Below are 18,005 nucleotides of genomic sequence, written 5' to 3'. Positions count from 1 at the left end.
GTTTGGGACTTCGCTTGAACGCCGCGTCGTCCCGCCAGCGCCGGCTCAAGGCCGGACGAGCACCGTCAGCATCATCAGCCCGATGGCGACGACCGCGATCTTCCAGAAATCCGCGCGCCGCTTCAGCCCCGGCAGGCCGATGGGCCGGATGAGATGCAACAGCATGACGGCAAGGAGAAGTGCGGGGAGGATTTTCGACATGGCGGCCTTTCCAGCCCCTTCCTGTCACACCTCAGACACTTTTCCAAGCGATCAGCGCATGGCGTGAAAATCACGCCCACGTCGCCTTTGCATCTGGCAATCGGCAACAGGTGCGCTATTCCTTTCCCATCGGCGAACTTGCGGAAATCACATGCGAAAAAACCTCATATCCGTCTTCGCGCTTCTCATGGGCACCCTGTTCCTCTTCCTGGGGAACGGCCTGCACGGCCTGCTCCTGCCCATGCGCGGGGCCTTCGAGGGTTATGCGACGACCATGCTCGGCCTGCTCGGCACCTCCTGGGCGACGGGCTTCGTGCTCGGCTGCCTGCTGGCGCCGACTATCGTCAAGCGCATCGGTCATGTGCGCGCCTTCTCGGGTTTCGCCTCGCTGATCGCCATCATCGCGCTGCTGACGGGCATCCTGGTCGATCCCGTCTGGTGGATCGTGCTGCGCGCCGTCACGGGTTTCTCCATCGCAGGCACGTCGATGATCATCGAGAGCTGGCTGAACGAGCGCGCCACCAATGAAAGCCGCGGCCTGATCTTCTCGCTCTACATCGCCATCACCCTCGTCGGCACCGTCGGCGGGCAGTTGACCGTCGCGCTCGGCGACGTCACGACGCCGATGCTCTTCATGTTCGCCGGCATCCTCTATTGCCTCGCCATGCTGCCGACGACGCTTTCCACCGCCGCCTCGCCACAGCCGCTGAAGCAGGTGAAGCTCGACATTCCCGCGCTCTATCGCACCTCGCCCATCGCCTGCGTCGGCATCGTGCTGATCGGCATTGCCAACGGCGCCTTCGGCACGCTCGGCGCCGTCTTCGGCGCCAATGCCGGCCTCACCTCCAGCACCATCGCCATCATGATGAGCGTCGCGATCTTCGCCGGCGCCGTCATGCAGCTTCCTGCCGGCCGCATGTCCGACCGGGTCGACCGCCGCCTCGTGCTGGCCGTGCTTTCGGCGATTGCCGCCGGCGCCGGTCTTGCCCTCTTCGTTTTCCAGCCGGCCTCGGTGCCCGTCCTCCTGGTGCTCACCGCGCTCTACGGCGCCATGGCGAACGCGCTCTATCCGATCGCCGTCTCGCATGCCAACGACTTCGCCAGCCCCGAGGATTTCGTGAAGGTCTCCGGCGGTCTGCTGCTGCTCTACGGCGTCGGCACGATCATCGGCCCGACATTGGGCGGCCCCATCATGTCGGCCATCGGCCCCTACGCGCTCTTCATGGTCACCTGCTGGGCGCATCTGCTGATCGCCGTCTACGCCATCTTCCGCAGCCGCCGCCGCGCCGCCAAGCCGGCCGAGATGCGCGATGCCTATACGACCATCAACCCCGGCACCCTCACCACGCCGGAAAGCCTTCAGCTTTCGCCGCGCGCGCTGCAACAGACGCAGGCCGCCGACGAGCAACAGGAGGAACAGACCGCATGAGCCTCTTCGACGACGACCGCCCGCAGAAGAAGACCGCGCACGACATCGGCAGCGACCTATCGCTGCTTTCTGTCGACGAGCTTGCCGCACGCATCGATCTCCTGCGTGCGGAAATCGAGCGGCTGGAAGCGGAAAAAACAAGGAAGGGCGCCAGCCGTTCGGCGGCGGAAAGCCTCTTCCGATAGAGCAACTCCAGGAAAAGTGACACCGCTCTATGACGCGGGAAAGAGCACCGAAAGGGGATAGGCCGGCGTCAGCGGCGGCAGCGTTTCCGGCGTGAAGTAACCGAGCGCCCGGGTCTCCGCATCCGTCCAGCGGCCACCGGCCTCTACCACCGCGCACCGGAACACGGTCACGACATACTCGACCTCGTCTCCGTTCGGATAGATATGGCGAAACGCGCGCCCGCCGAAGACGCCGAGAATGCTGACGGGCGTGACCACGAGCCCCGTCTCTTCCCGCACTTCGCGTGTCACCGCCTCCTGCGGCGTCTCGCCCGGCTCGATGGCTCCGGCGGGCAGGCTCCACCCCTCACCCGACGCCTTCTCGTGGAGAAGCAGCCGGCCCTCGCCGTCATGGATGATCGCGGCAACCGAGGGGACGAGAAGCAGCCGCCGGCCGACGAGGCCGCGCAGTTCCATCAGATAGGACATCGTCTTCCTTCCCGCGAATCACCTGGCACTCGGCAAACGAGCGGCCGCCGCATTCCCGCCATCTTTGCCAAAAAAGCACAGGAAGCTGCAAATGGACAATAGAGTTAACCGGCCATTAAGCCTTACAGGTTATTACTTGCATATCCGGTCCTTCCGGCTTCAGACATTCTCGTCCTTCGGGACATCGGTCTGATTTTTCTCCCTGTTTTACCTTGAGAGCCGCTTTCCGCGGCTCTTTTTTTACTCATTCGCGGTCCTCCACAACATCTGTCCCGAAAGAATTGTGGAGATTAACCCTTTCTTAAGAATACCCTTGCGCGAATTGGGTTATGGCATCATCCTCACGACATAGACCGGCCACTGGAACACCACGGGCCGACCTTCCGTTACCTGCACTGTGATGCGTTCAACAGGGATGAAACCATGTCCGAAAGAGGATTGAATACCGTCAGCTTCGCTGGCCATGTTGCGTCGTCCGCGCAATTCAAGTCCCTGTACGCCGAGGGCATGGGCCTGGTTGAAGAGACCGCAAGCTATCTTGACGGCGTCGGCCGCCAGGCATCCAAGGTGCTGCCCCGCATGGCGTCCGTCCTCTATGCGGCAGAATCCATGCGCCTCACCACCCGTCTGATGCAGATGGCGTCCTGGCTGCTGCTGCAGCGTGCCGTCAACAATGGCGAGATGAGCCGCGACCAGGTTCTCTCCGAAAAGAACAAGGTCCGCCTCGACAGCTTCAACGTCGACAAGACCGCACCCGGCTGGAACGATCTGCCGGAAGCCTTCCGCGACCTCATCGAACGTTCGCTGCGCCTGCAGAACCGCATCGCCCTGCTCGACCGCGAGATCTACCGCCCGCAGGACGTCCAGACCTTCCAGCCGGACAACCAGAACAGCGTCCAGGCCCAGCTCAACCTGCTGCAGACCGCCTTCGGCAACAACTGAGCGGCAGCGCAGGACCATCTTCGGGAACCCGGCTTCGGCCGGGTTTTTTGTTGCCTGTTGCCGGCGGCGCGAACCCGAAACGCAGACAATAAAAAACCCGGCCGAAGCCGGGTCTTTCAAACAGTCCGTCATGAAGCAGATTAGAGGCCGAGGCCTTCGAAGCGCTTCTTGAACTTGGAAACGCGGCCGCCGCGGTCCAGCATCTGCTGGTTGCCGCCGGTCCAGGCCGGGTGGGACTTCGGGTCGATTTCGAGGTTCATCGTCGCGCCTTCCGAACCCCAGGTCGAGCGGGTTTCGTACTCGGTGCCGTCGGTCATCACGACCTTGATGATGTGGTAGTCGGGATGGATATCAGCCTTCATGACACTCTTCCTGCTTGTTCCGGGGGCCAATTGTCGCAACGGATTGCGACAGCGGGGCCAAAGACGTAAATGAAGCCGCGGTCGGTCGGACCTACGGCTTCCCAATTCGATGGCGAGCCTATACATGAAGGCCGCCTGGATAACAAGTGCCGAAAGACAATTCGTGCCGCAAGGCACTGGAAACGGGGGTATGGTGTCCACAGACAGCAAGGCAGTCGCGGCGGAGAAATCCGCACGTCGCAACATTCGTCCGCTGGGCAGGCTCGCTCCCTATATAAGCCGCTATCGCGGCCTCGTCGCCGGCGCTCTGGTGGCTCTCGTCATGGCCGCCGTCACGACGCTGATCCTGCCCATCGCCGTGCGCCGCATGATCGACCACGGCTTCTCGGGTGCCGATGCCGGCTTCATCAACACCTACTTCACCATGCTCTTCGCGCTGGCGGGTCTGCTCGCGCTGGCGAGCGCCCTGCGCTACTACTTCGTCATCACGCTCGGCGAGCGCATCGTGGCGGACCTGCGCCGCGACGTCTTCGCCCATGTGACGAAGCTTTCGCCCGCCTTCTTCGACGTCAACCAGTCCGGCGAGATCGTCTCGCGGCTGACGGCCGATACGACGCAGATCAAATCCGCCGTCGGCGCCACCGCCTCGGTCGCCTTGCGCAACCTGATCCTGTGTCTCGGCGCCATCGCCATGATGGTCTATACCAGCCCGAAGCTCTCCAGCCTCGTCATCGCCGCCATTCCGGTCATCGTCTTCCCGCTCGTCGCCTTCGGCCGCTCGGTGCGCCGCCGCTCGCGCGAGGCGCAGGACACGCTGGCCGCCGCCTCCGCCTATGCCGGCGAAGCCATCGGTGCGACCCGCACGCTGCAGGCCTTCAATGCGGAGGAAGCCGCCCGCGCCCGCTTCTTCGGCAATGTCGAAAGCGCCTATGAGGCCGCCCGCGGCGCCATCCGCGCCCGCGCGCTGCTGACGGGCTTCGCCATCGCCATGATTTTCGGCTCCGTCGTCGCCGTTCTCTGGTTCGGCGCGCGCGACGTGCTGTCCGGCACCCTTTCGGCCGGCACGCTCGGCCAGTTCCTGCTCTATGCGGTCTTCGCCGCCGGCAGTCTCGGCGCACTGTCCGAGGTCTGGGGCGAGCTGTCGCAGGCCGCCGGCGCCGCCGAACGCCTGACGGAACTGCTGGCCGAACCGCCCGCCATCACCGCGCCGGCCAATCCCGTGGCCTTGCCGATGCCGGCCCGCGGCGAACTCACCTTCGAGGACGTGCACTTTTCCTATCCCGCACGCCCCGGCTATCGTAGCATCAACGGCCTCAGCTTCGCCGTGAAGGCTGGCGAGACCGTCGCCATCGTCGGCCCGTCGGGCGCCGGCAAGAGCACGATCCTCTCACTGGTCCTGCGCTTCTACGACCCCGACACCGGCAGCGTGCTGCTCGACGGCGTGGATCTGCGCGCCGCCGATCCCGAAGCCCTTCGCCGCCGCATCGCCCTCGTGCCGCAGGACGTCACCATCTTCGCCGCCACGATCCGCGAGAACATCGCCTTCGGCATGACCGATGTCAGCGACGAGGCGATCCGCGCCGCCGCGCGCGCTGCACAGGCCGAGGAGTTCATCGACCGGCTCGACAAGGGTTATGACACCATGGTCGGCGAACGCGGCGTCACGCTCTCCGGCGGCCAGCGCCAGCGCATCGCCATCGCCCGCGCCATCCTGAAGGACGCGCCGCTGCTTCTGCTCGACGAGGCGACCTCCGCGCTCGACGCCGAAAGCGAGACGCTGGTGCAGAAGGCCCTCGACGGCCAGATGGGCAAGCGCACGACCATCGTCATCGCCCATCGCCTCGCCACCGTCCTCAAGGCCGACCGCATCCTCGTCATGGAGGCGGGTCGCGTGGTGGAAGAAGGCACGCACCAGTCGCTCATCCGCCAGGACGGGCTTTATGCACGCCTTGCCCGGCTGCAGTTCGATCATGGCGGCCAGGCCTTCCTCGGTGAGGAGCAGGCGGCCGTCTGACCGGCCGCCCTTGCCGCGCGGGGCCGGCGCCCTATCCTGAGGAGGCGGACTTCATGTCACCTCAGGAGGAGAACACCGTGGCATTCACGACGATCACCCGCCGGACCCTCGTGGCGCTCGGCGCCACCGTGCTTGCATCGCTGGCGCTCGCCGCGCCCGCAGGCGCCCAGCAATTCCCCGACCGCACCATCACGCTCGTCGTGCCCTTCGCGGCCGGCGGCTCGACGGATGTCGTGGCGCGCATCATCGCGCAGAAGATGTCGGAAAATCTCGGCCAGCAGGTCATCGTGGAAAATGTAGGCGGCGCGGGCGGCAGCCTCGGCGCGGACCGGGTGGCGCGCGCCGAGCCGGACGGCTACACGATCCTGATGGCGACCGTCGCCACCCATGCGCTGAACCCGCTGATCCTCAAGACCAAGCCCTATGACGCGGAAAAGGATTTCGCGCCGGTCTCCCTGCTCGTCATCGTGCCGAACGTGCTGGTGGTCAATCCGGAGCTGCCGGCCAAGAACGTCGAAGAACTGCTTGCCCTGCTGAAGGCCGATCCGGAGGGCTACAGCTACGCCTCCTCCGGCAACGGCACGCCGCTGCATCTTTCCGGCGAGCTCTTCAAGAGCATGGCCGGCGTCAGCATGCAGCATGTGCCCTACAAGGGGTCCGGCCCGGCGCTCAACGACGTGATCGGCAACCAGATCCCCATCATGTTCGACAACCTGCCCTCCTCGTCCGGCCACATCAAGGCCGGCACGTTGCGCGCGCTCGCCGTCACCACCAAGGAGCGCGCCGCGTCCTTCCCGGATGTGCCGACGGTCGCCGAGTCAGGCATTCCCGGCTACGAGACCTATACGTGGAATGCGCTCTTCGCCCCGGCCGGCACACCCAGGGAGGTGGTCGACAAGCTCAACGCAGCGGCCAACACCGCGCTGAAGGACCCGGCCGTCGCCGAGCGCATGAAGGAGTTCAGCGCCACCATCGTCGGCTCGACGCCGGAAGAGCTCGGCAAACATGTGACGGCGGAGCTTGCCAAGTGGAAGCCCGTGGTCGAAGACGCCCATATCCAGATGGATTGAGCGGACGCGGTTGGCGTCTCAGGCGCCGACCGCCCTACCCGCGATGCGGCCCGAGAAAAGGCAACCGCCGAGGAACGTGCCCTCCAGCGCGTTGTAGCCATGCAGGCCCCCGCCACCGAAGCCGGCCGCCTCGCCCGCGGCATAAAGGCCCGGCACCGGTTTGCCGGAGAGTTCCAGCACGCGGCCGGAAAGATCCGTCTGCAATCCGCCGAGCGTCTTGCGCGTCAGGATATTGAGGCGCACGGCGATCAGCGGCCCGGCCTTCGGATCGAGCAGGCGGTGCGGCTTTGCCGTGCGCATCAGCTTGTCGCCGAGATAGTTGCGCGCCCCGCGAATGGCCGTGACCTGCACGTCCTTGGAGAAGGCATTGTCGATCTCCCGGTCGCGCGCCTCCACCTCGGCGCGCACCTGCGCCACGTCGAGCAGCGGTTCGTCGGTCAGCGTGTTCATGGCCGCGACGAGATCGCCGAGGTCGTTGCGCACCACGAAATCCGCGCCCTTGTCCATGAAGGCCTGCACGGGACCGGGCGGATTCTTGCCGAGCCGTTTCAGGAGCAGCGGTATGTCCTTGCCCGTCAGGTCCGGGTTCTGTTCGGAGCCGGACAGGGCGAATTCCTTCTTGATGATCGCTCGGGTCAGGATGAACCAGCTGTGGTCGTGGCCCGTCGCGCGGATGGCCTTCAGCGTCGAGAGCGTGTCGAAGCCGGGCATGACAGGCGCCGGGAAGCGGCGGCCGCGTGCGTCCAGCCAGAGCGAGGACGGACCCGGCAGGATGCGGATGCCGTGGCCCGGCCAGATCGGATCCCAGTTCCTGAGGCCTTCCGTATAATGCCACATGCGATCGCCGTTGATCACCGAACCGCCGGCCTGCTGGGCGATGGCGAGCATGCGCCCGTCGACATGGGCGGGCACGCCGCTGACCATGAAGCCGGGCGGTTCGCCGAGACGGTCGCGTGGCCAGTTCTGCCGCACCAGATCGTGATCGCCGCCGATACCGCCGGAGGAGACCAGCACCGCACCGGCACGGAAGCGGAAATCGCCAACGACCTCGCGGGAGGTGGATTGGCCACGCGCCGCGCTATCGGGCTTCAGCACCGCGCCATGCGCGCCCACGACCGCACCGTTTTCGACAAGGAGCCCGTCGGCGCGATGACGGAAACGGAAAGCAAGCGCGCCGGATGCGCGCAGGTCATCTGCCTTGCGGACGAAGGGAGCGAGCACGCCGGGGCCGGTGCCCCAGGTGACGTGGAAGCGCGGCACGGAATTGCCATGGCCGGTGGCAAGTCCGCCGCCCCGCTCCGCCCAGCCGACGACGGGAAACCAGCGCATGCCCATGGCATGCAGCCAGGCGCGCTTCTCGCCGCTTGCGAAATCGAGATAGGCCTCCGCCCAGCGGCGCGGCCAATAATCCTCCTGCCGGTCGAAGCCGGCCGATCCGAGCCAGTCCTGCCGGGCGAGATCGAGGCTGTCGCGGATGCGCATGCGCCGCTGTTCCGGACTGTCGACGAAGAACAGGCCGCCGAGCGACCAGAAGGCCTGCCCGCCGAGGTTCTGCTCGCCCTCCTGGTCGAGAACGATCACCTTGAGGCCGCGCGCCGCCGCCTCGCTCGCCGCCACGAGACCGGCAAGACCCGCCCCGATCACCAGAAGATCACAATCCACCGCAATGCCTCCCGTCGTCCTTGAGGAAAACTTACGCGCACGTACGCGTAAGATCAACATGACGGAATGGCGGTTGGTGCGCGCCCCTCGGATCAAACGTCAGGGATGGCAGCGACCAGCAGCTCGGCAAGGTCGGCAGAACGTTCGGCGGAGCGGACCGAGACTACTTCTCGGTCAGCTTCAGCTCGATGCGCCTGTTGGTGGCGCGCGCCGCATCGTCGCCGCCTTCGGCGATCGGCTGGAACTCGCCGAAGCCGGCAGCGACCAGGCGGTTGGCCGGTACGCCGCGGGAGATCAGAAACTTCACCACCGATGTCGCGCGGGCGGAGGAAAGCTCCCAGTTGTCGCGGTAGCGGCCGGTGCCGGACAGCGGCACGTTGTCCGTATGGCCGTCGACGCGCAGCACCCAGTTGATCTCGGCGGGAATTTCCTTGGCGAGATCGAGCAGCGCCGTCGCAAGCTTGCCCATCTCCGCCTGCCCGGCCTCGTTGAGGTCGCTGCCGCCGGACGGGAACAACACTTCCGACTGGAAGACGAAGCGGTCGCCGACGATGCGGATATTCTCGCGGTCGGAGAGGATTTCGCGCAAGCGCCCGAAGAAGTCGGAGCGATAGCGGTTGAGCTCCTGCACACGCTGCGCCAGCGCCACGTTGAGCCGGCGGCCGAGATCGGCGATCTTGGCCTGCGAGTTCTTGTCCTTCGCCTCGGAGGCCTGCAGCGCCTCCTCGACGGCGGCGATCTGGCTGCGTAACGCGGCGATCTGCTGGTTCAGGAGCTCGATCTGGCTCATCGCCCGCGCGCTAACCTGCTTTTCCGAATCCAGCTCGCCTTCCAGCGTCGCGACGCGCGCATTGGCGGCGTCCGAAGCGCCGGAGCCGCTGTCCAGAAGCTGCTGGAGACGCGTGCGGTCGCTTTCCGACTGGGCGAGCGAGGCCTGGAGATTGGCAAGCGCATCCTCCAGATCCTGCTTGCCGCTCTTCTCCAGCGCCAGCAGCTGCGTCAGTTCGTTGATCTGGCTCGTCAGCCGGTTCAGCACGTCGTCCTTGCCGGAAATCTCGCGGCTGAGGAAGAATTGCGCCAGCACGAAGACCGTCAGCAGGAACATGATGGCGAGCAGCAGGGTCGACAGCGCGTCGACGAAGCCCGGCCAGTAATCCACCGTGCGCTGGCTGCGCCGGTTGCGGGCGAGCGCCATGGCTATTCGCCCCCGGCTGTCTGGGCTTTTTCAGCGGCGCGTTCCGCCCGCTCGGCCTTCTCGCCGGAGCGCGCGGCAAGCCGGTCGAGCGTGCGGCGCAGGGCTTTCGATTCCTCCTGCTGCGCCTCGATCCAGTCGCGCAGCATCTGCTGTTCGCTGCGCATGTTCTTGACGAGCCCCTGGATGCCTTCCGCAAGGCTCGCCATGGCCGCTGTCGAGCGGTTGCCGCTGCCGCCTTCCTGCGCAAGTTTCAGGATCTGTTCGGCCAGCGCCTGAACATCGGTGGAGGACGTCGCCGCCAGATCGGCGACCGGCTGCAGTTCGGAACCCACATCCGTCACCGACGAGAGCCAGTTTTCCAGCTCCGTGTAGAAGCGGTTCTGCGCGCGGCCGGCCTGAAGGTCGAGGAAGCCGAGGATGAGCGAGGAGGAAAGGCCGAAGAGCGAGGTCGAGAAGGCGGTGCCCATGCCTTCGAGCGGCGCGGAAAGGCCTTCCTTGAGCGCCGTCAGGATGTCGTTCGCCGTGCCGCCGCCGGCATCCAGCGACTGGATGACCGTGCTGATCGAGCCGATCGTGCCGAGCAGGCCCCAGAAGGTGCCGAGAAGGCCGAGGAAGACGAGAAGGCCGATGAGATAACGCGAGGTGTCGCGGGACTCGTCGAGGCGCGTCGCGATGGAATCGAGGATCGAGCGCAGTGTCGCCGTGGAAAGCGCCACTGAATGGCGGCGGCCGATCAGCGCGCGCATCGGCGCGAGCAACACGGGATCGCGTCCCACCTTCTCGGCGCTGCCCGCCGCGCGGAAGGAATTGAACCAGCGCACTTCCGGCCGCAGCGCCAGAACGTGGTTGAACACCAGCAGGATGCCAATCAGGAGCACGCCGAGGATGAGACCGTTGAGGCCGGGATTGGAGAGGAATGCCGTCTGCGCCTGGCGGAAGAGGATCGCGGCCACGAAGCCGACGATGATGAGGAAGATCACCATCGTCCAGAAGAACGCCATCGGGCTCGAGAGTTTGTGGGGGTAATCGTCCCCCGTCTCGGCCGGCCCACCCCAGCCCGGCAGCGCCAGCTTAGCCATGTCGTCGCATCTCCGCTTCCTCGTCGGGGCGGAGACTAGAGGAAGATTGCGCCGAATTGAAGGGCTTAGCGGTAACAGCGGTGCGGGAATGCACCGCCGTCCTCAACCCTCAGCGCGTCGGCACCGGGCGGTGCAGGACTTCCCGCAGGGCCTTGTGGATATATTCGTTGCCGCCGACGATGGCGCCGGTGTCGAACATCGCGGTGCCGCCGTCGAGATCGCTGACATAGCCGCCGGCTTCGCGAATCAGCAGAATGCCGGCTGCCATGTCCCAGGCCGAAAGGTCACGCTCCCAGAAACCGTCGAAACGGCCGGCTGCGACATAGGCAAGGTCGAGGGCGGCGGCACCGAGACGGCGCATGCCGGCAACTTCGCCCATCACATGGCGCAGTTCGATGAGGAACTTGCCGTGGTTGCCGCGGCCGAGATGCGGCACGCCGCAGCCGATGACGGCATCCGACAGGTTCTTGCGGGCCGCCACGCGCAGGCGACGGTCATTGAGGAAGGCGCCGCCGCCACGTTCGGCGGTGAAGAGTTCGTCCGTCGCCGGGTTCAGCACGACGGCCGCGACGATCTCGCCATTGCGCTCCAGCGCGATCGAGATGGCGAAGCACGGAATGCCGTGCAGGAAGTTGGTCGTGCCGTCGAGCGGATCGACGATCCAGCGATGCGCGCCGTCCGTGCCGATGATCTCTTCGGATTCCTCGCCGAGGAAGCTGTAGGTCGGGCGCGCCTTCAGCAGCTCCTCGCGGATCAGCTTCTCGGCCTTGCGGTCGGCCTGCGAGACGTAGTCGCCCGGCCCCTTGAGCGAGACCTGCAGGTTCTGCACTTCGCCGAAATCGCGCGAGAGCGACTTGCCGGCCTTGAAGGCGGCCTGGACCATGACGTTGAGAAGAGCTGAGCGAGCCATGTACTATAAGTCCTTCGGGAATGTCCGGATGCTTCGGGACGGCAAAAGCCGCGGCGCGCGATGGCACCGGACCGAATGTGCGGCCTCAAGACCACAAATCCCCCGAAGTTTCAAGCCTTCCACCCCTGCATGGGGCGCAAAGCAGGGGGTACGACCGTGCAACAGGGTAAATACGACGGCGTCAGGAGCCCGAGCGGTACTTGTTGGCCGCCGCGATGGCCGCCTTCTGCTGCTCGTCGTTGAGGCCGAGATAGAAGTCTTCCAGCGAGGGATCGTTGAGGCCGGCTCTACGCGCCAGCACGAACCACTTCGCCGCCTCGACCGGGTTCGACCGCGTGCCGATGGCGTGGATATAGAGCTGGGCGAGCTTGCTCTGGGCAACCGGATTGCCACCCTCGGCCGCGCGCTTCATCCAGTTGAAGCCGGCCTCGTAGTCCCGTTCGCCGGCAGTGCCGTTCACCAGCCACATGCCGAGGTCGAGCTGGGCCGTGTCATAGCCGGCGCGCGCGGCACGCAGCAGCCATTCGCGGGCGCGCCGCGTCTTTTCCTCGGGCAGGTCCTTCAGGTTGATGTAGATCTGCGAGAGCGCATATTGCGCATCCGCGATACCCTGCTCGGCGGATTTCTCGTAGTAGGGCAGTGCCTCGCGCAGGCCCTTGTCGCCGGGGCTGTCGGCCACCAGCACCTGCCCGTAGTTGAACTGCGCGGAGGCGTTGCCGAGATCGGCCGACTTCTTCATCAGCTCATCGGCCTTCTTCCGGTCCTCCTTCGAGCGGGACCGCTCCATGAGAAGGATGGCATATTTGAACATGCCGGTGGGATCGCCGCCATTGGCCGCCTGCGCGTACCAGAACATCGCCTGGTCGCGGTTGCGCTTGACGCCGAGACCGCGGTCGAGGATTTCGGCCACCAGGGTCTGCGCGGCGGGATCGCCGAGCTGCGCTCGCGGCAAGGCCAGTTCCATTGCCGTCAGATAACGCCCGCGCTGGAAGGCGCCATAGGCATCGTCGACCTTGCCGGTAAAGGGCTTTTCCGCAGGCAGCGCGGGCAGTTCCGCGCCCATGCGCTCCAGAACCGAGATGCCGCCGGACGGCCCGTCCGAGGGCTTTTCCGCGTCCTTCTTCGCATCGGGCGTCGCCTCGGCGGATGCCGGTTCCGCATCGCCCGCCGTCACGGCCGGCCCCTTCTTGGCGGTTTCCGCCCAAGCGGGCGCGGCCACGAGAACACCCGCGGAAAGAAGCGCCACCGGCGCGATACGGCAAGCTTGCGAAAGGACGGCCCTGATCATGCGCGCCTACTATTGCTCAAACCGTGGCGCTTTTTCGTCAAGCAGTGCATTGACGCTGGCAACGATCTGCGGCGCCTGCGCCGGGTCCGCAAAGACGGCCTTGTCGAGCGCCACGAATTCCGCGCCGGCCTCGGCGACGGCCAGCGCCGATTCCGGATCCGTGCCGCCGAGCACGATACAGGGGATCTCGACCATCGAGGCCCACCATTCGGCCAGCGCAAGGTTCTTGGGATGGGCTTCCGGCTTGATGTCGCCGCCGATCTTGCCGAAGAAGATGTAATCCGGCTGCACTTCGCCGACTTCCAGCGCCTTGTGCCGGTCGGTCGCATTGCCGCCGCCGACGATCAGCTTGGGCGTGAATTTCTCGACCGCCTCGCCGAGCGCGTCCAGCCCGCCCGTCACATGGATGCCGTCGGCCTTCGCCCGGCCGGCCACGCGCGTATCGCCGGCAACGAGCGCCGCCGCACCCGCCTTCTGGACGATCGGCACCAGCACTTCCGCATGCTTCTGGAACTGGCCGTCGTCGAGCCCGTATTGCGGCAGGATCACCGAGGCGACGTCGCCGCCCTTCAGTGCGCCTTCCAGCATCGCGGCACGCGCGGAAAGGTCCTCGCCCTCGGGAAGGATCAGCACCAGGCGGCAGCGGGTTTCGACATCGGACATGAATGGGCACTTCCCTTGGGTTTGGTGACGAGGCTCGTCATAACAGATCAAAGCGGATAGACGGAAGGACGAACAGGATCAATCGCCTCCATGTCCATCGACCCCTCGATTTATTATGCCGCCATCCCCGCCGTTCTCCTGGTCGGCCTGACAAAGGGCGGCATGGGCGAAGCGCTGTCGCTGATGGGCGTGCCGCTGCTGGCCATGGCCGTGCCGCCGGTGCAGGCCGCCGCCATCCTGCTGCCGGTCCTCGTGGTGATGGACTGGGTGTCGCTGTGGATCTGGCGCCAGCACAACGACCGCACGCTGCTGAAAATGCTGCTGCCCGGCGCGCTGATCGGCATCGCCATCGGCTGGGCGACCTCCGCCTATGTGCCGCGCGATGCACTGCGCCTCATCATCGGCCTCATCACCGTGCTCTTTGCACTACGCTACTTCTACAACAGCTGGCGCGTCCGCCACGGCCACATCATCCAGCCGAAGCCGCACCGGCTGGCGCCCGCCGCCTTTCTCGGCACGCTCTCTGGCTACGGCAGCTTCGTCGCCCATGCCGGTGGCCCCCCCTTCCAGGTCTATGGCCTGCCGCTGACGCTGCCGCCACGCGACTACACCGGCGCGTCCGTGCGTTTCTTCGCCATCCTGAACTTCATCAAGCTCGGCCCCTATTTCGCGCTCGGCCAGCTCGACACGAGCAACCTGACGATCTCCGCCACCCTCATCCCGCTCGCCATCGTGGCGACGGCGCTCGGCGGTTTCATCGTCAAGCGCATGAAGCCGGATGTCTTCTATCCCTTCATGTATGCCATGGCCTTCATTGCCGGCCTGAAGCTCGCCTATGACGGCATTGCCGCCTTCCTCTGATCCGGCTCTTCGCAGCGCACAAAACGCTTGCCGGGCATGCTGCTTTGCCATAGCGTTCGGCCATGGCGCATCCTGATCCCTTCGCTGCGATTGCCGATCCCAACCGCAGGTTCCTGCTGGAGGAATTGCGCCGTGCCCCGCGCACCGTCAACGAGCTTTCAGAAGGTCTGCCGATCAGCCGTCCGGCCGTTTCGCAGCACTTGAAGGCGCTCCTGGATTCCAACCTCGTCAGCGTGAAGGCCGAGGGCACGAAGCGCATCTACGCGATCAACGCCAAGGGCTTCGACGGGCTCAATCTCTGGCTCGACCAGTTCTGGTCCTGAGCGTCTTTAACCGTGCCATCCTGAAACAGAACGCCCCGGCATGCGTTGCGGCAAGCCAGGGCGTCACGACATCTATCATTTCGTTTTCGGGGCGGTTTCGCGACGTGGGCTCTCGCCCGGGTCTTCCCATACAGACCGAACGTTCAGCGACCTTCAACCCTTTCGTAAATTCTGGCCTTTCGTAAATTCTGGAAAAATCCCTGTCTTTTCAGTGCGATGAAGAGCGAAGGCGCTCAATCTCATCCTTGATGCGCAGCTTGCGACGCTTGATGTCTGCAATCGCGTCATCCCCCGAAGAAGGGCGGTTGATGGCGGCGTGCAGCTCTTCCTCCAGAGCAAAATGCTTCTTTTCGAGCGTAGCCAGATGGGCCTCAATCGTCATGTGACAGTTCCTTCCTTTTGCTTGCACCCGGTCATTCGCATGCCGGGTGATCCAGGTTGCAACAAAGTCAGTGTGCCATGTCATTTTTCATTTGTCGAAGGCGAAAACGTGGCGAGGGATAACTTCCCGTTACCACGGGTTTCGTGGTAGGAGCACCCTTCATGGAGGTTGCGGCTCGGCGGACCGGACGCGCCTTGGAAGACGGGGAACCAATAGCATGGCAGATCAGGATCAGGCTGAATTGCGGCTTGCCGCCGCACGGCTTCGCCAGGAACACGAAGACTACGACGCCGCGATCAACGCCATGATCCAGGTCGGTTGCGAAGCCCTCAAAATCCAGCGCATGAAGAAGAAGAAGCTGGTTCTGAAGGACAGGATTTCCAAGCTGGAAGACCAGATCATCCCCGATATCATCGCCTGAACGGACGAGACGCCTTGGACACCACCGAAACGCCCCCCGTCGCCATCATCATGGGAAGCCAGTCCGACTGGGAGACGATGAAGAACGCCGCCGATACGCTCGACGCGCTCGGCGTCGACTATGAGGCCCGTATCATTTCAGCGCACCGCACGCCCGACCGGCTCTACAGCTTCGCCCGCGGCGCCAAGGCGGAAGGCTTCAAGGTCATCGTCGCCGGTGCCGGCGGCGCGGCCCACCTGCCGGGCATGGCCGCGGCCATGACACCGCTGCCGGTCTTCGGCGTGCCGGTCCAGTCAAAGGCCCTCTCCGGCCAGGACAGCCTGCTTTCCATCGTGCAGATGCCGGCCGGCATTCCCGTCGGAACGCTCGCCATCGGCAAGGCCGGCGCGATCAATGCCGCGCTGCTCGCCGCCGCCGTGCTTGCCCTCAACGATCCGGAGCTTGCCCACCGCCTCGACGAGTGGCGCGAGAACCAGTCCAGCGCCGTTGCCGAATATCCCGTGGACGGCCCGCTATGAGCGTGCGCACCATCGGCATCATCGGCGGCGGCCAGCTCGGCCGCATGCTCGCCATGGCGGCGGCGCGCCTCAACCTGCGCACCGTCATCCTCGAGCCCCAGGCCGATTGTCCGGCTGCCCAGCTCGCCAATGCCCAGATCGTCGCCGCCTATGACGACCGGGAAGCGCTGGCCGAGCTTGCGCGCGTTTGCGACGTCGTGACCTACGAGTTCGAGAACGTGCCCGTCGCCGCCGCTCAGGCGCTGGCCGCATCCGTTCCCGTCTTCCCGCCGCCGCGCGCGCTGGAAGTCTCTCAGGACCGCCTGGTCGAAAAGAGCTTCATCCGCGATTGCGGCATCATCACCGCCGACTTCGCCGCCGTCGACAGCCAGGCCGATCTTGAGGCCGCGCTCGACCGTTTCGGCGGCGTCGGCGTGCTGAAGACGCGCCGGCTCGGCTACGACGGCAAGGGGCAGCGCCTCTTCCGCTCCCCGGCCGAAAGCCGCGACGGCGCCTTCGAGGCGCTCGGCGGCGTGCCGCTGATCCTGGAAAGCCTCGTGCCCTTCGAGCGGGAAGTCTCCATCATCGCCGCGCGCGACCACAACGGCACCATCGCCTGCTACGACCCGGCGGAGAACGTGCACCGCAACGGCATCCTGCACACCTCCACCCTGCCCGCCGGCATCGGCGAGGCGACCGCCGACCAGGCCCGCAAGGCTGCGCGGGCGATTCTCGACAGCCTGTCCTATGTCGGCGTCATCGGCGTCGAATTCTTCGTCCTGCCGGATGGAGTCCTCGTCGCCAACGAGATCGCGCCCCGCGTGCACAATTCCGGTCACTGGACGGAGGCGGCCTGCATCGTCTCGCAGTTCGAGCAGCATATCCGTGCCGTTGCCGGCCACACGCTCGGCGATCCCCGCCGTCATTCGGACTGCGTGATGCAGAATCTGATCGGCGACGACATAAACGACGTGCCCGCCTGGCTGGAAAAACCCGGTGTGCTGGTCCATCTCTACGGCAAGACGGAAGCCCGTCCCGGCCGGAAAATGGGGCATATCACCCAGATTCTCGGCTGAGGGAGGCTGGAAAACCGGCTTCTGCGGTTGACAGCAGAAATGTGACACGGTACATGCCTGCCCAACCTGAAAGCGCGCCCGAAACGGCGCGTTTTTGATTGAGGAAATCCGGCGAACTCGAGTCGCCCCGAAATACGCGGATCAGAAAAATGAAGATCAAGAATTCGCTCAAGTCGCTCAAGGCTCGCCACCGCGAGAACCGCCTTGTTCGTCGCAAGGGCCGCATCTACATCATCAACAAGCAGAACCCGCGCTTCAAGGCTCGCCAGGGCTGATTGGGCGTCGCGGTCGCTCGCCCGCTACCGGGTCGTGATGATCGAGAAATATCGTTTTGACGTAGCGCCATGGCGGTTTACCATAACCGCCATGCGCTTTTTCATGCTTATTGTATTCGGACTGTCCCTTTCGCTCCTCGGCGCCACGCCGGGCACTGCACATGCGCAGCCGGCGGACAAGGCCTCGCTCGACCCCGCCTCCAGCGCCTTCACCACCCAGGCCCAGCGCCTGGACAAGCTCTTTACCGCGTTGAAGCGCGAGGGCAATCCTGACGCCGCCAAGGGCATCGCGAACCAGATTCGCCGCGAATGGCAGGACTCCGGCAGCGCCAGCATCAATCTTCTCATCCAGTGGGCCGACAAGGCCATATCCGAGGAAAAGAACGTCGCCGCACTCGACTTCCTCGATGAAGCGATTCGCCTGAAGCCCGACTATGTCGAAGGCTGGAACCGCCGCGCGACCCTGCACTTCAAGATGAACAACTATCGCAAGTCGATGTCGGACATAAACCAGGTGCTGAGGATCGAGCCCCGGCACTTCGGCGCGCTCGCCGGCATGGCGGCCATCATGAGCCAGACCGGTCGCGACGAGATGGCGCTGAAGGCCTGGGAGAAGTTCCTCGACATCTACCCCACCGAGCGGCAGGCCCAGAAGGAACTCGGCGACCTCGCCGAGAAGCTGACCGGCCAGCGCACCTGATT

General features: G+C 65.2%; 22 protein-coding genes. 12 read left to right on the top strand and 10 right to left on the bottom strand.

Going from position 1 to position 18,005, the window contains the following annotated elements; translation table 11 throughout:
* Positions 1 to 45: 45 nt before the first annotated feature.
* A complete protein-coding gene (locus V8U06_RS07535; protein ID WP_427140140.1) occupies positions 46 to 201 on the bottom strand; it encodes a hypothetical protein in 156 nt (51 codons plus the stop codon).
* Between the two features lie 151 nt (positions 202 to 352).
* Here V8U06_RS07535 and V8U06_RS07530 point away from each other — a divergent pair, with 151 nt between their 5' ends.
* Both V8U06_RS07530 and V8U06_RS07525 read left to right on the top strand, forming a co-directional pair.
* Entirely contained in the window at positions 353 to 1,630 is a 1,278-nt protein-coding gene (locus tag V8U06_RS07530) for an MFS transporter (RefSeq protein WP_427140139.1), read from the top strand.
* On the top strand, positions 1,627 to 1,815 hold the full coding sequence (locus tag V8U06_RS07525) for a DUF1192 domain-containing protein (RefSeq protein ID WP_226917938.1): 189 nt from the start codon (positions 1,627 to 1,629) through the stop codon (positions 1,813 to 1,815). Before V8U06_RS07530 ends, V8U06_RS07525 begins: the two co-directional genes overlap by 4 nt.
* 27 nt (positions 1,816 to 1,842) lie before the next feature.
* On the opposite strand, the gene V8U06_RS07520 is transcribed toward V8U06_RS07525, so the two are convergent.
* Positions 1,843 to 2,283, bottom strand: a complete 441-nt coding sequence (locus V8U06_RS07520; RefSeq protein ID WP_427140138.1) for an NUDIX domain-containing protein — start codon at positions 2,281 to 2,283, stop codon at positions 1,843 to 1,845.
* Between the two features lie 423 nt (positions 2,284 to 2,706).
* Between V8U06_RS07520 and V8U06_RS07515 the strand changes: the two genes are divergently transcribed.
* Positions 2,707 to 3,225 carry a DUF1465 family protein gene (locus V8U06_RS07515; protein WP_427140137.1) on the top strand — a complete coding sequence of 173 codons (519 nt, stop codon included), beginning with the start codon at positions 2,707 to 2,709 and terminating at the stop codon, positions 3,223 to 3,225.
* A 140-nt stretch (positions 3,226 to 3,365) separates the two neighbouring features.
* Here the strand turns inward: V8U06_RS07515 and rpmE are convergent, their stop codons facing one another.
* Positions 3,366 to 3,587 carry a 50S ribosomal protein L31 gene (gene rpmE / locus V8U06_RS07510; RefSeq protein ID WP_226917935.1) on the bottom strand — a complete coding sequence of 74 codons (222 nt, stop codon included), beginning with the start codon at positions 3,585 to 3,587 and terminating at the stop codon, positions 3,366 to 3,368.
* A 190-nt stretch (positions 3,588 to 3,777) separates the two neighbouring features.
* On the opposite strand from rpmE, the gene V8U06_RS07505 reads away from it, so the two are divergent.
* Both V8U06_RS07505 and V8U06_RS07500 read left to right on the top strand, forming a co-directional pair.
* Positions 3,778 to 5,601, top strand: coding sequence for an ABC transporter transmembrane domain-containing protein (locus V8U06_RS07505; RefSeq protein WP_427140136.1), 1,824 nt, complete (start codon positions 3,778 to 3,780; stop codon positions 5,599 to 5,601).
* Between the two features lie 77 nt (positions 5,602 to 5,678).
* Complete coding sequence (locus tag V8U06_RS07500; RefSeq protein ID WP_427140135.1) at positions 5,679 to 6,671, top strand: Bug family tripartite tricarboxylate transporter substrate binding protein; 993 nt, start codon at positions 5,679 to 5,681, stop codon at positions 6,669 to 6,671.
* An 18-nt stretch (positions 6,672 to 6,689) separates the two neighbouring features.
* On the opposite strand, the gene V8U06_RS07495 is transcribed toward V8U06_RS07500, so the two are convergent.
* The 6 genes from V8U06_RS07495 to V8U06_RS07470 form a co-directional block, all read right to left on the bottom strand.
* Positions 6,690 to 8,333: an FAD-binding dehydrogenase gene (locus V8U06_RS07495; RefSeq protein WP_427140134.1), complete on the bottom strand. Its 1,644-nt coding sequence runs from the start codon at positions 8,331 to 8,333 to the stop codon at positions 6,690 to 6,692.
* A 163-nt stretch (positions 8,334 to 8,496) separates the two neighbouring features.
* Positions 8,497 to 9,528 carry a peptidoglycan -binding protein gene (locus V8U06_RS07490; RefSeq protein WP_427140133.1) on the bottom strand — a complete coding sequence of 344 codons (1,032 nt, stop codon included), beginning with the start codon at positions 9,526 to 9,528 and terminating at the stop codon, positions 8,497 to 8,499.
* A gap of 2 nt (positions 9,529 to 9,530) precedes the next feature.
* The gene (locus V8U06_RS07485; protein WP_427140132.1) at positions 9,531 to 10,607 is read right to left on the bottom strand and encodes a flagellar motor protein MotA; all 1,077 of its coding nucleotides are present in this window, start codon (positions 10,605 to 10,607) and stop codon (positions 9,531 to 9,533) included.
* Between the two features lie 109 nt (positions 10,608 to 10,716).
* Positions 10,717 to 11,517 (bottom strand): inositol monophosphatase family protein, encoded by an 801-nt coding sequence (locus tag V8U06_RS07480; RefSeq protein ID WP_226917929.1) that lies wholly within the window; start codon positions 11,515 to 11,517, stop codon positions 10,717 to 10,719.
* 181 nt (positions 11,518 to 11,698) lie between these two features.
* Positions 11,699 to 12,805, bottom strand: a complete 1,107-nt coding sequence (locus V8U06_RS07475; protein WP_427140131.1) for a tetratricopeptide repeat protein — start codon at positions 12,803 to 12,805, stop codon at positions 11,699 to 11,701.
* 9 nt (positions 12,806 to 12,814) lie between these two features.
* Complete coding sequence (locus V8U06_RS07470) at positions 12,815 to 13,468, bottom strand: thiamine phosphate synthase (protein ID WP_427140130.1); 654 nt, start codon at positions 13,466 to 13,468, stop codon at positions 12,815 to 12,817.
* Positions 13,469 to 13,558: 90 nt separating this feature from the next.
* Between V8U06_RS07470 and V8U06_RS07465 the strand changes: the two genes are divergently transcribed.
* Both V8U06_RS07465 and V8U06_RS07460 read left to right on the top strand, forming a co-directional pair.
* Complete coding sequence (locus V8U06_RS07465; RefSeq protein WP_427140129.1) at positions 13,559 to 14,329, top strand: sulfite exporter TauE/SafE family protein; 771 nt, start codon at positions 13,559 to 13,561, stop codon at positions 14,327 to 14,329.
* A gap of 62 nt (positions 14,330 to 14,391) precedes the next feature.
* Entirely contained in the window at positions 14,392 to 14,652 is a 261-nt protein-coding gene (locus V8U06_RS07460; protein ID WP_306032356.1) for an ArsR/SmtB family transcription factor, read from the top strand.
* Positions 14,653 to 14,860: 208 nt separating this feature from the next.
* Here V8U06_RS07460 and V8U06_RS07455 read toward each other — a convergent pair whose 3' ends face one another.
* Positions 14,861 to 15,034, bottom strand: coding sequence for a YdcH family protein (locus V8U06_RS07455; RefSeq protein ID WP_226917924.1), 174 nt, complete (start codon positions 15,032 to 15,034; stop codon positions 14,861 to 14,863).
* A gap of 217 nt (positions 15,035 to 15,251) precedes the next feature.
* On the opposite strand from V8U06_RS07455, the gene V8U06_RS07450 reads away from it, so the two are divergent.
* The 5 genes from V8U06_RS07450 (at position 15,252) to V8U06_RS07430 (ending at position 18,003) form a co-directional block, all read left to right on the top strand.
* Positions 15,252 to 15,455, top strand: a complete 204-nt coding sequence (locus tag V8U06_RS07450) for a YdcH family protein (RefSeq protein WP_226917923.1) — start codon at positions 15,252 to 15,254, stop codon at positions 15,453 to 15,455.
* Positions 15,456 to 15,505: 50 nt separating this feature from the next.
* Positions 15,506 to 15,973 carry a 5-(carboxyamino)imidazole ribonucleotide mutase gene (gene purE, locus V8U06_RS07445; protein WP_226921838.1) on the top strand — a complete coding sequence of 156 codons (468 nt, stop codon included), beginning with the start codon at positions 15,506 to 15,508 and terminating at the stop codon, positions 15,971 to 15,973.
* A complete protein-coding gene (locus V8U06_RS07440; RefSeq protein WP_427140128.1) occupies positions 15,970 to 17,028 on the top strand; it encodes a 5-(carboxyamino)imidazole ribonucleotide synthase in 1,059 nt (352 codons plus the stop codon). Before purE ends, V8U06_RS07440 begins: the two co-directional genes overlap by 4 nt.
* 149 nt (positions 17,029 to 17,177) lie before the next feature.
* Positions 17,178 to 17,303, top strand: coding sequence for a type B 50S ribosomal protein L36 (gene ykgO / locus V8U06_RS07435; protein ID WP_024271182.1), 126 nt, complete (start codon positions 17,178 to 17,180; stop codon positions 17,301 to 17,303).
* 37 nt (positions 17,304 to 17,340) lie between these two features.
* Positions 17,341 to 18,003, top strand: a complete 663-nt coding sequence (locus V8U06_RS07430; protein ID WP_427140127.1) for a hypothetical protein — start codon at positions 17,341 to 17,343, stop codon at positions 18,001 to 18,003.
* Positions 18,004 to 18,005: the final 2 nt, after the last annotated feature.

The organism is Shinella sp. G-2 (assembly GCF_050172695.1).
In the GTDB taxonomy this organism is placed as follows: Bacteria; Pseudomonadota; Alphaproteobacteria; order Rhizobiales; family Rhizobiaceae; genus Shinella.
Note: the sequence above shows the minus strand (reverse complement) of the source record. Positions and strands in the feature narration are given on the sequence as shown.

What these genes read in the sequence shown, in the direction of transcription:
- V8U06_RS07520 (WP_427140138.1), bottom strand. Translation starts at nt 2,283, where the DNA reads ATGTCCTATCTGATGGAACTGCGCGGCCTCGTCGGCCGGCGGCTGCTT.
- V8U06_RS07470 (WP_427140130.1), bottom strand. Translation starts at nt 13,468, where the DNA reads ATGTCCGATGTCGAAACCCGCTGCCGCCTGGTGCTGATCCTTCCCGAG.
- V8U06_RS07480 (WP_226917929.1), bottom strand. Translation starts at nt 11,517, where the DNA reads ATGGCTCGCTCAGCTCTTCTCAACGTCATGGTCCAGGCCGCCTTCAAG.
- V8U06_RS07490 (WP_427140133.1), bottom strand. Translation starts at nt 9,528, where the DNA reads ATGGCGCTCGCCCGCAACCGGCGCAGCCAGCGCACGGTGGATTACTGG.
- V8U06_RS07475 (WP_427140131.1), bottom strand. Translation starts at nt 12,805, where the DNA reads ATGATCAGGGCCGTCCTTTCGCAAGCTTGCCGTATCGCGCCGGTGGCG.
- V8U06_RS07485 (WP_427140132.1), bottom strand. Translation starts at nt 10,607, where the DNA reads ATGGCTAAGCTGGCGCTGCCGGGCTGGGGTGGGCCGGCCGAGACGGGG.
- V8U06_RS07465 (WP_427140129.1), top strand. Translation starts at nt 13,559, where the DNA reads ATGTCCATCGACCCCTCGATTTATTATGCCGCCATCCCCGCCGTTCTC.
- V8U06_RS07505 (WP_427140136.1), top strand. Translation starts at nt 3,778, where the DNA reads ATGGTGTCCACAGACAGCAAGGCAGTCGCGGCGGAGAAATCCGCACGT.
- V8U06_RS07440 (WP_427140128.1), top strand. Translation starts at nt 15,970, where the DNA reads ATGAGCGTGCGCACCATCGGCATCATCGGCGGCGGCCAGCTCGGCCGC.
- ykgO (WP_024271182.1), top strand. Translation starts at nt 17,178, where the DNA reads ATGAAGATCAAGAATTCGCTCAAGTCGCTCAAGGCTCGCCACCGCGAG.
- V8U06_RS07450 (WP_226917923.1), top strand. Translation starts at nt 15,252, where the DNA reads ATGGCAGATCAGGATCAGGCTGAATTGCGGCTTGCCGCCGCACGGCTT.
- V8U06_RS07460 (WP_306032356.1), top strand. Translation starts at nt 14,392, where the DNA reads ATGGCGCATCCTGATCCCTTCGCTGCGATTGCCGATCCCAACCGCAGG.
- V8U06_RS07530 (WP_427140139.1), top strand. Translation starts at nt 353, where the DNA reads ATGCGAAAAAACCTCATATCCGTCTTCGCGCTTCTCATGGGCACCCTG.
- V8U06_RS07525 (WP_226917938.1), top strand. Translation starts at nt 1,627, where the DNA reads ATGAGCCTCTTCGACGACGACCGCCCGCAGAAGAAGACCGCGCACGAC.
- V8U06_RS07430 (WP_427140127.1), top strand. Translation starts at nt 17,341, where the DNA reads ATGATCGAGAAATATCGTTTTGACGTAGCGCCATGGCGGTTTACCATA.
- V8U06_RS07455 (WP_226917924.1), bottom strand. Translation starts at nt 15,034, where the DNA reads ATGACGATTGAGGCCCATCTGGCTACGCTCGAAAAGAAGCATTTTGCT.
- V8U06_RS07535 (WP_427140140.1), bottom strand. Translation starts at nt 201, where the DNA reads ATGTCGAAAATCCTCCCCGCACTTCTCCTTGCCGTCATGCTGTTGCAT.
- purE (WP_226921838.1), top strand. Translation starts at nt 15,506, where the DNA reads ATGGGAAGCCAGTCCGACTGGGAGACGATGAAGAACGCCGCCGATACG.
- rpmE (WP_226917935.1), bottom strand. Translation starts at nt 3,587, where the DNA reads ATGAAGGCTGATATCCATCCCGACTACCACATCATCAAGGTCGTGATG.
- V8U06_RS07515 (WP_427140137.1), top strand. Translation starts at nt 2,707, where the DNA reads ATGTCCGAAAGAGGATTGAATACCGTCAGCTTCGCTGGCCATGTTGCG.